Source organism: Mucilaginibacter celer, assembly GCF_003576455.2.
Classification (GTDB): domain Bacteria; phylum Bacteroidota; class Bacteroidia; order Sphingobacteriales; family Sphingobacteriaceae; genus Mucilaginibacter; species Mucilaginibacter celer.
In genome coordinates this window covers 1,567,101-1,581,781 of record NZ_CP032869.1, presented here as the reverse complement: position 1 = coordinate 1,581,781, position 14,681 = coordinate 1,567,101, and the positions used below count along the sequence as shown (strand labels likewise).

General features: G+C 45.7%; 7 protein-coding genes. 6 read left to right on the top strand and 1 reads right to left on the bottom strand.

Annotated elements, in window-relative coordinates; genetic code table 11:
* Window positions 1-18: 18 nt before the first annotated feature.
* Complete coding sequence (locus HYN43_RS06285; protein ID WP_119408636.1) at window positions 19-3,045, bottom strand: SusC/RagA family TonB-linked outer membrane protein; 3,027 nt, start codon at window positions 3,043-3,045, stop codon at window positions 19-21.
* Window positions 3,046-3,387: 342 nt separating this feature from the next.
* Between HYN43_RS06285 and HYN43_RS06280 the strand changes: the two genes are divergently transcribed.
* From HYN43_RS06280 to glpK, 6 genes are all read left to right on the top strand, one after another.
* Window positions 3,388-5,757 carry a glycoside hydrolase family 127 protein gene (locus HYN43_RS06280; RefSeq protein WP_162996338.1) on the top strand — a complete coding sequence of 790 codons (2,370 nt, stop codon included), beginning with the start codon at window positions 3,388-3,390 and terminating at the stop codon, window positions 5,755-5,757.
* A gap of 84 nt (window positions 5,758-5,841) precedes the next feature.
* Entirely contained in the window at window positions 5,842-8,244 is a 2,403-nt protein-coding gene (locus HYN43_RS06275; protein WP_162996337.1) for a glycoside hydrolase family 127 protein, read from the top strand.
* A 173-nt stretch (window positions 8,245-8,417) separates the two neighbouring features.
* Complete coding sequence (locus HYN43_RS06270) at window positions 8,418-10,271, top strand: DNA topoisomerase 3 (protein WP_119408634.1); 1,854 nt, start codon at window positions 8,418-8,420, stop codon at window positions 10,269-10,271.
* Window positions 10,272-10,437: 166 nt separating this feature from the next.
* Window positions 10,438-11,466, top strand: a complete 1,029-nt coding sequence (locus tag HYN43_RS06265; RefSeq protein ID WP_119408633.1) for a LacI family DNA-binding transcriptional regulator — start codon at window positions 10,438-10,440, stop codon at window positions 11,464-11,466.
* A gap of 57 nt (window positions 11,467-11,523) precedes the next feature.
* The gene (locus tag HYN43_RS06260; RefSeq protein ID WP_119408632.1) at window positions 11,524-13,104 is read left to right on the top strand and encodes a glycerol-3-phosphate dehydrogenase/oxidase; all 1,581 of its coding nucleotides are present in this window, start codon (window positions 11,524-11,526) and stop codon (window positions 13,102-13,104) included.
* A 51-nt stretch (window positions 13,105-13,155) separates the two neighbouring features.
* Window positions 13,156-14,670, top strand: coding sequence for a glycerol kinase GlpK (gene glpK, locus HYN43_RS06255; protein WP_119408631.1), 1,515 nt, complete (start codon window positions 13,156-13,158; stop codon window positions 14,668-14,670).
* The last annotated feature ends 11 nt before the right edge of the window (window positions 14,671-14,681 follow it).

The window sequence follows — 14,681 nt, the reverse complement described above, 5'->3', positions numbered from 1 at the left end:
CTGGTTAATGATTAAAAATTACAGGGTTACCTTCAGGCTAAAATCAACTGATTTTGAGGTTGGGGTTGAGAACGAATAAATACCCTGCGAACCGTTTGAGGCACCGAACGAGCTAACTTCCGGGTCGCCGCCGGTAAAGTGTGGCGCATGGATCCAAAGGTTACGGCCGGTTACACTAAACGTAGCCGATTTAAAAGGGCTTTTAGCTAACCACGATGGTTTTAAGGTATAGCCCAGGCTTACATTACGCAATTTAACATAGCTGCCATCCTGAATAACCGATTCGAGGACACCGTTAATGCGCTGATAATATTGCTGCCCGTTAACCGATACCGTATTGGGCTGCCCGGTAGTGGCATTTATACCGTCAACAACACGCGGGCCGCGGTTTTCGGTAACTTTAGGCGTTCCGTAAAAGTAGCCGTAGCCATCAACGTTGTTCTGAATATCGCCGCCGTGTTTAATATCAAAAAAGAAGCTGAAGTTAAATTGCTTATACCTGAAACCGTTGTTGATGCCACCTAACCATTTAGGGTTAATGTTGCCAATTATACCCTGGTTGTCATCGGCAAAAGGCAGGCCATCATCGCCGGTAAGTATTTTGCCTGCGGCGTTACGTGCGTAGCGGGTACCATATATTACGCCATAAGGCTGGCCAACGGTAATAAAATTAAAACCATTACCCAGTTGCTGCTGATCCTGGTAAATGTATAATACCTTGTTGCGGTTGCGGGTAAAGTTGAAGGTGAGGTCCCAGTTAAAATCGCGGGTTTTTACCGGGTTTACGTTCAATAAAATCTCGATGCCACGGTTACGCATTATTGCCGAGTTAACGCTGGTATAAGCGTAGCCTGTTGATGGCGCTATAGCTACCGAAGGGATAATACCGTCGATAGTTTTTTTGCTGTAGAAAGATGCCTCCAAACTGATTCGATTATTGAAGAACCCGGCTTCAAAACCTGTCTCAAACTCGTTGATACGCTCGTTTTTCAGCTTTGGGTTACCGTATATATCGCTGATCAGGAAGCCGGCCTGCCCGGCATAAGGGAAGGTAAGGTTGCGGATGGTTGCGATATTATAAGAGGTTAGCAAACCATAAGGGCCAATTCCGCCATCATTACCAACCGTACCGTACGATACCCGTACCTTACCCAGGTTCATGATTTTTGAAAACTCGGGGCTAAAAAACTCCGAAAATATAAAGCTGGTTGCGGCCGAGCCATAAGGGTAAAAATTATGCTCGGTTGATAGTACCGAGTTGCCATCATACCTGCCGGTTAATGACAATATCAGGAAGCGTTTGTATTCGATATTTGATTGCAGGTAAAAGCCTACTTTGCGTGATAGGTACGAGTTTTCTTTATAAGTAACCGTTGATGCCGACGACATATTATAAAGCCCAGGTACTGTTAAACCAACCCCGTTGGCATAGGTGTTTTCAGAATAGCTTGAAAGGATGTTGTTGCCCAGCACCAAATCAACATTAAAATCACCAAACTGCTTGTTGGCGCTAACTATTAAATCGTTATTGAGTTGGCGATAGTTGGTGTTTTGATCAACCAAACGGCCGTTAGGGTTTGATACCGATTGGGTTGATTCGTGATAACGATCCATCTCGGTATAAATATCGGCACCAAAACGCTCGGTTATTGTTAACCATGGTAATGGCTTATAGTCGGCCGTAAATGTCGGCAGGAAGCGGTTTACGCCCGAGTGGTTTTTGATATTATCCAACACCCAATAAGGGTTGTTACGCGAAAAACGGTACAGGCGCTGCGTGCCATCGGCGTTTGTTGACGGTTGCAGGTTATAAGATACCGGTGCGGTGAAGATTGTCCATACCGGGCTTTCCAAAGCATAGCCTTCGGGTAGCCTGTCGTTTTGAGAGTTTGAATAATTTAGCTGAAAAGTGGTATTCAGGTTATCTAAAATATGCGTACTGTATTTGGCAAAGAAAGTATTGCGCAAAAATTTGGTGGTTGGCACCGTACCCTGCTGGTTAAAGTTTGAGTACGATACCAAATAAGTTGAACTGTTATTACCGCCGCCTATATTGACTGTATTATTGTAAGTGTGACCGGTTTTAAAAAACAGATCAGACTGGTTATAAACCTTTGCCGGCTGCCCGTTTATTTTTAGCGTATCCATACGTGCACCCCATGAGGTGCTGGTTTTCTGGGTTTCGCCGTTGTAATAAATGCCATTGGTACCTTGCGAGTATTTGTTCTGAATTTGCGGAAGCAAAGGGTTTTCGAACGAAAAGTCGGAGGTGAAAGTGATCAATGGTTTTTTATTAAGCGCGCCGTTTTTTGTGGTGATCATTACCACGCCGTTGGCACCTTTCGAACCATAAAGTGCTGTTGATGCCGCGCCTTTTAACACGTTGATGCTTGCAATGATGGATGGATCGATATCGGCAATACGGTTGGTGCCGGGGCCGGAGTTGAGGTTACCTGTTTCCGAGTTATCAACCGGTACACCGTCAATTACCATTAAGGGTTCGTTGGTACCATAAAAAGAGGTGTTCCCCCTGATTTGGATCCGGGCCGAGCTACCCGGCGTACCTGATGAGCTGGTTACCTGCACACCGGATACCTTACCAGCGATAGCGTTTGCGATATTAGGCTCTTTTGATTGGGTTATCGATTCGCTTTTTATTTCCTGGGTGCTGTACGTCAGGATGCGTTTATCGCGTTTGATGCCCAGGGCGGTTACAACCACCTCGTTCAGGGCTTTACTATCGCTGTTAATAGTTATGTTGATAGTGGTTTGCCCGCTAAGCTTAACTTCGGCAGTAGTATAGCCTATAGCCGATACTACTAAAGTGCCGTTGCCGGTGTAACTTATTTCGAACGCGCCGCTGACGTTGGTTACCGAACCTTTGTTGGTTCCTTTTAATTTAACCGAGGCACCAGCCACGGCTTCGCCTTTCTCGTCGGTTACTTTACCTTTTAACGAAACTGTTTGCGCATAAGTGTTATTAAAACACATAAATACACATAACAAGGGCAAAATGAGCTTGTTGAGTAAATGTTTAAACTTCATAAAATAAAACGATGGGGTTAATGATTGTCTGTTTTAATCTGATTTTCAGATATGTAAAACTATCTTTAGCCCTGCCTTTATTTTTTTATGAATTTTGCCAATACTACCCGTATATTAACATTGTTGTTACAATAACGTTATTTAATTGTGACTTTTACAATAATTTTAAACATTAACCTGATCTAAATAAATAACCTTAAAATCATTTTAATACCCATAAATTAGTGTTTTAGTTAAAAACGGGTTAAAATCCGGTTAACACCTGCAAATAATCACCCATAATTATCAGTACATGAGGGCTACTTTTATAAACTTGATTTGATTAAAACAAAACCCTGTATTATGCCCATCAAAAATTGGTTAAAATTAAATGCTTGTATTATAGCCTGCCTTGCAGCAGGCAGCGCGGTACAGGCGCAATCATACATGCCGATGCAAAACGACAGCCGGATGGCGATAAAGCCCGTTGTTCCGGTTAAAGCTTATGCTTTTGATTTAAAAGATGTGAAACTTTTAGACGGCCCTTTTAAGGTAGCGCAGGAGGCCGATGTAAAGTATCTGCTTTCTATCGAGCCCGACAGGCTGCTTTCGGCATTCCGTTCGCATTCGGGTTTAAAACCTAAGGGTAAAATGTACGAGGGCTGGGAATCATCAGGTTTGGCGGGCCATACGCTTGGGCATTATCTGTCGGCTATCTCCATGCACTATGATGCCACCCGCGATCCTGAATTTTTAAAACGTGTTAATTATATAGTAGCCGAACTTAACGAGTGCCAGGTTGCGCGTAAAACCGGCTATGTTGGTGCCATACCTAAAGAGGATACTTTATGGGCCGAGGTTGCCAAAGGCGATATCCGTTCGCGGGGCTTTGATTTAAATGGGGGCTGGTCGCCCTGGTACACCGTGCATAAGGTGATGGCCGGTTTGCTGGATGCTTATTTATATGCTGATAACAAGCAAGCCCTTAAAATATGTAAAAGCATGGCCGACTGGACCGGAGAAACCATCAAAAACCTCGACGATGAGAAACTGCAAAAAATGCTCCTTTGCGAATACGGCGGCATGGCCGAAGTGCTTGTAAACCTGTACGCCATTAGCGGTGATAAAAAATACCTCGATCTATCGTATAAATTCTACGATAAAAAGATCCTCGATCCTTTAGCACAACAACAGGATATTTTACCTGGCAAGCACTCCAACACACAAATCCCTAAAATAATTGCCAGTGCCCGCCGGTATGAACTCAACGGCGATAAAAAAGACAAAACCATTGCCGATTTTTTCTGGGAAACCATTGTTAACAATCATTCATACGCTACAGGCGGCAATAGTAACTACGAGTACCTGAGCGAACCTCGGAAACTTAACGACAGGCTTACCGAAAACACCACCGAAACCTGTAACACCTATAATATGCTGAAGTTGACCCGGCATTTATTCGCCGTGGCCCCTTCTGCAAGCTTGATCGATTATTATGAGAAGGGTTTGTACAACCACATCCTCGCCTCGCAAAACCACAGCACCGGTATGATGTGCTATTTTGTACCGCTGCGAATGGGAGGCACCAAACAATACAGTACCCCGTTTGATGATTTTACCTGCTGCGTTGGTTCAGGCATGGAAAACCATGTTAAGTATAACGAGACCATTTACTTTAAAGGTGCCGATGGTAGCCTTTATGTTAACCTGTTCATCCCATCGGTATTGAACTGGGCATCAAAAGGGATCAGCCTGAAACAGGAAAGTAATTTGCCTAATACAGATCGCACTACATTTACTGTTACTGCAACTAAGCAGGTTAATATGGCTATCCGCATCCGTAAACCTAAATGGAGCGATAATGTATCGGTAAGCATCAACGGAAAAAAACAAACTGTGAATGTTGATGCCGAGGGCTATTTGGTATTGAGCCGCAAATGGCGCAACAACGATAAAATTGAATTAACCACCCCCGAGAGTTTATATACCGAAGCTATGCCCGATAATGCCAACAGGCGCGCGGTATTTTACGGTCCGGTGCTGTTAGCAGGTGTATTAGGCAATACAGAGCCCGATCCGCTTAAAGGTGTTCCGGTTTTTGTTACCAGCGAAACCGATCCGAATAAATGGCTGCAGATGGTTGATCAGAAACAGTTAAGTTTTCATACAGCAGGCATCTCTAAACCGGTTGAGGTTAACCTGATCCCTTTCAATCAAACCAAAAACGAATATTACTCGGTGTATTGGGATGTATTTACGCCTGATGCCTGGGTGGTACAGCAAAAAGCTTATGATGAGCAGCGTAAAAAGCAGCAGGAGCTGGAAGCCCGTACTACCGATATGTTGCGCATAGGCGAAATGCAACCCGAACGCGATCATAACTTCACCAGCGAAAATGCCACAACCGGCGAAGATCACCAGAAAAAATGGCGATCGACCGAGAACGGCGGCTACCTGCAATACGAAATGAAGGTTGACGGTAATGCTCAAAACACATTAATCAATACCTACTGGGGTATGGATAACCGTGGCCGTACGTTTGATATTTTGATTGACGGCATCAAACTATCAACCGAAGATTTGAACAAGTACAAGGAAAGCCGTTTTTACGATATCAGTTATAACCTGCCTATCGAGCTTACTAAAGGCAAGCAAAAAGTAACGGTAAAACTGCTGCCTAAGAAAGACAATAGCGCCGGACCGGTTTATGGTAGCCGGATGGTTAGGAATTAAGCTGAAAGCTATTTAAAAGCTGAAGGCATAAGGCTGAAAGCTATTTAGTTGGATAAATACAAATCAATCTGTTAAAATAAGATCATGATCAATAAAAATAAGGCAGCCTGGTTACTTTCGTTAGCGGCTATGGCTGCTGCTACCAATGTATTCGCGCAGCAAAAAGACTATCCTATACAACCGGTGGCTTTTACCAGTGTGCATGTAAACGATAATTTCTGGGAGCCTAAAATGGAGGTGAACGCCAACGTTACCATTCCTTACGTGTTGGAACAATGCAAAAAGAACGGCCGGATGGACAACTTTTTGCGGGCAGCCAAAAAGCTGGATGGCGATAAGTTAAGCGAGTTTCCGTTTGATGACACCGATGTTTACAAGGCCATTGAGGGTGCATCATATTCGATGCAAAACAAAAAGAACCCGAAGCTGGATAAATACATCGATACGCTGATCAGCATCATCGGTGCCGCGCAGGAGCCTGATGGCTACCTGTATACCTTCCGCACGGTGAACGCTAAAAAGCCGCACGAGTGGATTGGCAGCAAACGCTGGGAAAAGGAGGAAGACCTGAGCCACGAGCTTTACAATGCAGGCCATTTGTATGAAGCTGCCGTAGCCCATTACCAGGCTACCGGCAAACGTACCCTGCTTAACATCGCCATAAAAAATGCCGATTTGCTGGTGAATACTTTTGGGCCGGGTAAAATTGAAGAGTATCCCGGTCACCAGATAGTAGAGATCGGTTTATCAAAAATGTACCGGGTTACGGGCAATAAAAAATATCTTGATCTGGCTAAATTTTTCCTGGATGTGCGCGGCCCTAAAGGCGATGCTTACAACCAGGCCGATAAAAAAGTGATTGATCAGCACGTGGCCGAAGGGCATGCGGTACGTGCGGCATACATGTACACTGGTATGGCCGATATTGCCGCCTTAACCGGCAACGCCAAATATTTGGCAGCTATTGATGACATCTGGACGGATGTGGTAACCAAAAAGCTTTACATCACCGGCGGCATTGGCGCAACGGGCAATGGCGAGGCTTTTGGCGATGATTACCAATTGCCCAACATGTCGGCCTATGCCGAAACCTGTGCGGCTATAGGCAACGTGTACTGGAATAACCGGATGTTTTTGTTGCACGGCGATTCGAAGTATATTGATGTATTGGAACGTACCCTTTATAACGGTCTGCTTTCGGGCGTATCATTAAGCGGCGACAGGTTTTTTTACCCTAACCCGCTGGCATCCATGTTTCAGCACCAGCGTAGCGCCTGGATCAGCTGTGCCTGCTGTATTAGCAACATGACCCGCTTTTTACCATCGCTACCGGGCTATGTTTATGCCAAAAACCAAAACGACTTGTATGTTAACCTGTACATGAGTAACAGCAGCGATATCAGCTTAACTTCGGGCAAGGTAAACATTGTGCAAACTACAGATTACCCATGGAAAGGAACTATCAATATTGCTGTTAACCCCGCCAAATCATCAGCATTTACGCTGAGGTTACGCATCCCGGGATGGGCTAAAGACCAACCTGTACCCGGCGATCTGTACACCTATCTGGATAAAAACCAAAAACCGGCAACCATATTGGTTAATGGCAAAGTAACAACCTACATCACCGATAAAGGTTACGCCGTAATTAAACGCACCTGGAAAAAAGGCGACAAGGTTACTTTAGACCTGCCTATGGAAACCGAAAAGGTTTTGGCCAACAACAATATCAAAGACGACCGTGGCCGCTTCGCTTTTCAACGCGGCCCCGTAGTGTACTGCCTTGAAGGCCCCGATAACCGCGATAGCCTGGTGCAAAACATTATGGTTGATAAAAACGCCATGGCCGCCGCCAACTACCAGGCCAACCTGCTTAACGGTGTTGATGTAATCAGCGCCGAGGGTAAAAGCACCAAACGCCAGCTAAACAGCGATGCGCTGATTGAAACCGATCAGCAGGTAAAAGCCATTCCTTACTATGCCTGGGCTAACCGCGGCCCAAGCGAGATGACGGTTTGGATTCCTTACGAAGCTTCGGCGGCAAGACCTAAACCGGCACCAACCATTGCCAGTACCAGTAAGGTAACTTCGTCGGTTAAAAACAAAAGGATGTACAATGCCATCAAAGATCAGTACGAACCGGCAGATTCGAAAGATACCAACTACCCGTACCTGCACTGGTGGCCTGCCCACAACACCAGCGAGTTTGTACAGTACGATTTTGATGCCGCGCATACCGTAAGCGAATCAAAAGTATACTGGTATGATGACGGGCCATGGGGCGGTTGCCGCATCCCCGCATCGTATAAAATTCTTTATTTAAAAGATGGACAGTGGGTTCCGGTTAAAAACACCACGCCATATGCGGTAAGTAAAGATGCTTTTAATACAGTTAGCTTTGAGCCCGTTACTACCACTGCTCTGAAATTGGAAGTACAGTTGCCGGTTGATAATTCGACGGGGATACATGAGTGGGTGGTTAAGTAAATAAAGTTAATATTCTATAAATTAACCCGGCGCATTTTATGCTGCCGGGTTTGTTGTTTCAGTACTTTATTGAAGCCTTTTAATATGCTTTCATTCTACACTTACCAACATAACTTGCACACCCATCAGCAATTTCATACTTTCGTCGCCCTTAACACCAACGTGAAACCGATATGAAAGTGATCATCGCCGAGAAACCCTCTGTAGCCCGCGAAATAGCCAGGGTGTTTGGCGCGAACACTAAAAAGAACGGTTATATTGAAGGTAAAGGTTTCACATTCACCTGGGCTTTTGGTCATTTGCTGCAATTAGCTGCCCCTCAGGAATATGGCTACTACGGCTGGAACATCCAAAACCTGCCCATGTTACCGCCTAAATTCAAACTCTCCATCCGCAAGGTTAAAACCAAAGATGGTGTGGTGGATGATCCATCGGTAAAAAAACAATTGGATGTGATCAAATCCCTGTTTGACGAAGCCACAGAGATCATTGTTGCAACGGATGCCGGGCGCGAGGGAGAACTGATCTTTCGTTATATTTACTATTATCTGAAATGCAAAAAGCCATTCAAAAGGCTCTGGATCTCATCACAAACTGATGAGGCAATAAAAGAAGGTTTCCGTAACCTTAAACCAGGCAGTGATTATGATACGCTGTTTAATTCCGCCCATTGCCGCTCGCAATCTGATTGGCTGGTAGGCATGAACGCCACACAGGCGCTAAGTCTTTCATCTGGCAACAGGGCGGTGCTGTCATTAGGGCGGGTGCAAACCCCTACCCTGGCCATGATCTGCTCACGGTTTATTGAGAACCGGAATTTTGTGCCACAAACCTACTACCAGGTAAGCATCCACCCCGATAAAGACGGGCAGGTATTCAAAGCGATCTCAACCGAAAACTACGCTACCAAAGAAGAAGCGGAGGCTGTATTTAACCAGGTACAGGACGTAGAAGGCGGTTTCCCGCAGGGCGGTCATGTTTTACAGGTTGAAGCTAAACCCCGTAAAGAACCGCCGCCACTACTGCACGACTTAAGCAGTTTGCAGCAGGAAGCCAACAAACGCAAAGGTTTCACCGCCGATCAAACGCTATCCATACTCCAAAACCTGTACGAAAGTAAACTGGTTACCTACCCCCGTACAGGCAGCCGCTACATAGGCGATGATGTTTTTGCGGGAGTACCGGCCCTGATAGAAAAACAGGAGTTACACCCTTTATTCGGCAAACAGGCGCAGGCGCTTGCCGGTGCCAAACTGAGCAAACGAAGCGTAAACGCTAAAAAAGTAACCGACCACCACGCTATTTTACCTACCGGCGAAACGCCAAATCATTTATCGCCAGATCATCAGGCTGTGTTTGATATGGTGGCGGGGCGAATGCTTGAAGCATTTCACCAGGATTGTATTAAGGAGATAACCAAAATCACCATGCAATCGGGCGCTAAGTTTATAGCAAGCGGTACCGTGATTCACACCGCCGGATGGCGTGCAGTTTTTAACGACAAGGAAGACGATAAAAAAGACGAGGAAAACGCCACTTTACCAAAAGTAACGCAAGGCGAAAACCTGCCCGTCACCGCCAAAGCCATCCTCGAAAAACAAACCAAACCCAAGCCGCTTTACAACGAGGCCAGCTTGTTGAAAGCCCTCGAAACAGCAGGCAAGGAGATTGACGATGAGGAACTACGCTACGCCATGAAAGATAGCGGCTTAGGTACACCGGCCACACGCGCAGCCATTATCGAAACCCTGCTTAAACGCAACTATATCATCCGCGAAAAGAAAAACCTTGTACCTACCCAAACAGGGCTTGGTGTTTACGAGGTAGTTAAAAACCAACAAATAGCCCAGGCCGAACTCACCGGCAATTGGGAAAAACGGTTGGAAGAGATCCGTTCGGGCGCATCGGTTACTGAGTTTCAGGAAGAGATTAAGACCTATACCCGCGCTATAACTTCGGAGTTACTTAACCTGGGCAAGGCGCTTAATATTCCCGTGGCAGAAGCTACATCTAAAACTAACGCGTAAAACCGCCTATAAATTTATTGTTGCGGCACATAAGCCGAGGTTTAAACGTGGCAACCGAAAGACGTTGGTTTTAGGATATATTAAGATTGATTTAGGCAGATATTTGAATATATTAGCCTATGCTAAAATCTTTGCAGGATATTAGCAACCAGTTATAAAACCTGCTATGTTCGAATCTGTTACCATTAAAGATATTGCAAAAGCTCTTGGTGTTTCAACATCAACCGTATCAAGGGCCCTGAACGGCAGCTATGAAATAGGCACCGAAACTAAAAAACTGGTATTGGAATATGCCGAAAAAATAAACTATCGCCCCAACCCCATCGCATTAAGTTTAAAGGAGCAAAAAAGCCATTCGATTGGTGTGGTGGTATGCGAGGTTGCCAACGATTATTTTTCGCAAGCCATTAACGGCATCGAATCGATCGCCTACAACCGGGGCTATCATGTTATTATTACCCAAACACATGAATCATTCGATAGGGAAAGTGCTAATGTAAAACACCTGCTTTCAAGACATGTGGATGGTTTACTGGTATCCCTTTCGGCTCAAACCACCGATACATCGCAATATAAATACCTGTTGGATAAAGGCTTTCCGATTGTATTTTTTGATCGCGCGGCAACCGATTTAAATACACACAAAGTAATAGCCAACAACTTTAAAGGCGCGTTTGAGGCTACAGAAACCCTGCTTAAAGCCGGCTTCACCAAAATTGCCCATATTACCAATTCAAACAACCTGCTTATCAGCAGAGAAAGGCTTGATGGCTTCAAAGCTACGCTTGAGCAGTATGGCGTTGAATTTAATGCCGCATACATCAAACATTGCAACCACGGCGGCATGATCCGCGACGAAGTTGAATTTGCACTTAAGGAGCTGTTAAATATGGCTGAGCCACCCGAAGCTATTTTTAGCGGCAGCGACAGGTTGACTATCAGTTGTGTTTCGATACTTAAAGCAATGGGAATAAAAATCCCTGAACAACTTGCTTTGGCGGGCTTCACCAATTCTGACGTGGTGCAGCTGTTTGATCCGCCTTTAACGGTTGTACGCCAGCCGGCCTTCCGGATAGGGCAAATGGCTACCGAGATGCTGATCAAAACCATCGAGAGTAAATGGCCGGTGGAAGAGTTTAGTACCGAGAAGGTGGATGCGGAATTGATTGTGAGATCATCATCGCAAAAAATATAAACAGATTAAACGGCAAAAAGCTTTCACTATTTGATATAGCAGTAATATTATAACAACATGAACCTATTTAATAGAGAAAGTAACCTGGCCGTTTTAGCCAATCCAAGCAAAATCTGGGACCTGATTATTATAGGCGGCGGGGCAACCGGGCTTGGTGCCGCCGTTGATGCGGCCTCAAGAGGCTTCTCTGTTGTATTGTTAGAACAGGCCGACTTTGCCAAAGGCACTTCCAGCCGGGCAACCAAACTGGTTCATGGCGGAGTACGCTATTTGGCCCAAGGTGATATCGGCCTGGTGCGCGAAGCTTTGCGTGAACGCGGGTTATTGCTTAAAAACGCACCTCACCTGGTAAAAAACGAAAGTTTTATTATCCCTAATTATAGTTGGTGGGGAGGGATATTTTACACTATCGGCCTAAGCATTTACGATATTCTGGCCGGCAAACTGAGCTTTGGGCATACCAAACACATCTCCAAAAAACAAATACTGAAGCGTTTGCCCGGCTTGCAGCAAAAAGGCCTGCGCGGAGGCGTTGTTTACCACGATGGGCAGTTTGATGATTCGCGGCTGGCTATCAATCTTGCTCAAACTGCTGTTGAACAGGGCGCTGTGATGCTTAACTATTTTAAAGTAACCGGCTTGTTTAAAGATAGCGGCGGCAAAATATCGGGCGTTACAGCTACCGATCTGGAAAGCAATCAACCTTACCAGCTTAAAGCCAAAGCTATTGTTAATGCCACAGGGGTATTTGTTGATGAGATTCTTAAAATGGATGCGCCAGAAAAACAGGCAATGGTGCGGCCAAGCCAGGGTGTGCACCTGGTACTGGATCATTCCTTTTTGCCGGGCGAGGACGCGCTGATGATTCCCAAAACCGAAGATGGACGCGTACTGTTTGCAGTACCCTGGCATGGTAAATTACTGGTAGGAACAACCGATACCCTGATTGATGAACACAGCCTTGAACCGGTAGCTCTGGATCAGGAAATCGAATTTATTTTACGTACCGCAGCACAGTATCTAACCAAACAACCAAAACGCGAAGATGTGCTTAGTGTGTTTGCCGGCTTAAGGCCGCTCGCTGCGCCGCAAAACGGATCATCAAAAACCAAAGAAATATCAAGAAGCCATAAGTTAATAGTATCCGGTTCGGGTTTAATCACCATAACCGGCGGTAAATGGACTACCTATCGCAAAATGGCCGAGGATCTTGTTGACAAGGCCATTCAAACCGCGGGATTACAACCCGTAGCCTGTAAAACCGCATCGTTACCGGTACATGGCAGCAGGGAAAACCCAGATTGGAATGATCCCATGTATGTTTACGGAAGCGATACTGAAAATATCCTGGCGTTGTATGATGAAAACTCTGATTGGAAAGCTGCGGTTCATCCGAATAGCCTGTATACCAAAGCCGAAGTGATCTGGTCGGTTAGGTACGAAATGGCGCGTACGGTGGAAGACATCCTTGCCCGTCGCACCCGCGTTTTGTTTTTAGATGCCCGCCTGGCGGTGGCTATGGCTCCTGAAGTTGCGCGCTTAATGGCTATTGAGCTTAAGCGTGACGAAATATGGCAAAACCAACAGCTTGAGGCTTTTAATAAAACTGCAAAAAATTATATCCTTACATCACATTGAAATAAGCTTTTTTAGTGTGATATTCAATTTATAAACCAGGTAAACCAAATTATGCAGGAATATATTTTAGCCCTTGACCAGGGAACTACCAGTTCGCGCGCCATAATTTTTGATCATGCCGGCAAAATCATGGCCACGGCACAAAAAGAATTTACCCAGCATTTTCCAAAACCAGGCTGGGTTGAGCACGACCCGAACGAGATCTGGTCAGGCCAGATAGGCGTAGCAGTTGAGGCTGTGGCTAAAGCCGGCCTTAACGGATCGCATATCAAAGCCATCGGTATTACCAACCAGCGCGAAACAACAGTAGTATGGAACCGTAAAACCGGCGAACCGATCCATAACGCCATTGTTTGGCAGGACAGGCGTACCGCCCCTTTTTGCGATGAGCTGAAACAAAACGGCCACAGCAACATCATCCGCGAAAAAACCGGGCTTGTAATTGATGCCTACTTTTCGGGCTCTAAAATTAAATGGATTTTAGATAATGTGGCAGGCGCGCGTGCATTAGCCGATGCAGGCGATCTGGCCTTTGGCACGGTTGATAGCTGGCTGATTTGGAATTTTACCCGTGGCGAAGTACATGCTACCGATGTAACCAACGCAAGCCGCACCATGCTTTTTAATATCCAAACGCAACAATGGGACGATGAGCTTTTGCAGCTATTTGACATCCCCAAAAGCATGCTGCCCGAAGTAAAACAATCCAGCGAGATTTATGGAACTACCTCAGGTCACGTTTTTGCTCATAAAATACCCATTGCAGGTATAGCCGGCGATCAGCATGCAGCATTGTTCGGGCAAATGTGTATTGATAAAGCCATGGTTAAAAACACTTATGGCACGGGGTGTTTTATGCTGATGAATATCGGCAACGAGTTTATCCAATCAAAAAACAACCTGCTTACTACCGTAGCCTGGAAAATAAACGGACAAATCACCTACGCTTTTGAAGGCAGCATTTTTATAGGCGGCGCCGTAGTGCAATGGCTGCGCGATGGATTGGGTATTATAAAAACCTCGGCCGATGTGGAGCGACTGGCAACGTCGGTTAAAGATACTGCGGGCGTATATTTTGTACCCGCATTTGCCGGTTTGGGTGCGCCTTACTGGGATCCGGATGTACGTGGGGCCATTGTTGGCCTAACCCGCGGCGCAACAGCAGCGCATATTTCAAGGGCGGCCCTTGCATCTATAGCCTATCAAACTATGGATGTATTGAAAGCCATGGAAGCCGATGCGGACATGCAGATTAAAGAACTGCGGGTTGATGGCGGCGCAACGGCCAACAACCTGTTAATGCAGTTTCAGGCCGATGTATTAAACTGCAAAGTGATCAGGCCCGAAATTACCGAAACAACAGCGCTTGGCGTGGCTTATATGGCCGGCTTAGCTGTGGGTTACTGGAAAGATGTGGCCGAGATTCAACAATTATGGGCTGCAGAGGCCGAATTTAAACCGGCTGATGACCTGGAAGAAGTAAAAACCGGCATAGCGGGCTGGAAACGCGCGGTGGGCACGGCCCAATGCTGGTCGAACGGGGCAAACCCGTTAACAGTTATTTAGTATTAATCCTT

What these genes read in the sequence shown, in the direction of transcription:
- HYN43_RS06260 (WP_119408632.1), top strand. Translation starts at nt 11,524, where the DNA reads ATGAACCTATTTAATAGAGAAAGTAACCTGGCCGTTTTAGCCAATCCA.
- HYN43_RS06285 (WP_119408636.1), bottom strand. Translation starts at nt 3,045, where the DNA reads ATGAAGTTTAAACATTTACTCAACAAGCTCATTTTGCCCTTGTTATGT.
- HYN43_RS06275 (WP_162996337.1), top strand. Translation starts at nt 5,842, where the DNA reads ATGATCAATAAAAATAAGGCAGCCTGGTTACTTTCGTTAGCGGCTATG.
- HYN43_RS06270 (WP_119408634.1), top strand. Translation starts at nt 8,418, where the DNA reads ATGAAAGTGATCATCGCCGAGAAACCCTCTGTAGCCCGCGAAATAGCC.
- glpK (WP_119408631.1), top strand. Translation starts at nt 13,156, where the DNA reads ATGCAGGAATATATTTTAGCCCTTGACCAGGGAACTACCAGTTCGCGC.
- HYN43_RS06280 (WP_162996338.1), top strand. Translation starts at nt 3,388, where the DNA reads ATGCCCATCAAAAATTGGTTAAAATTAAATGCTTGTATTATAGCCTGC.
- HYN43_RS06265 (WP_119408633.1), top strand. Translation starts at nt 10,438, where the DNA reads ATGTTCGAATCTGTTACCATTAAAGATATTGCAAAAGCTCTTGGTGTT.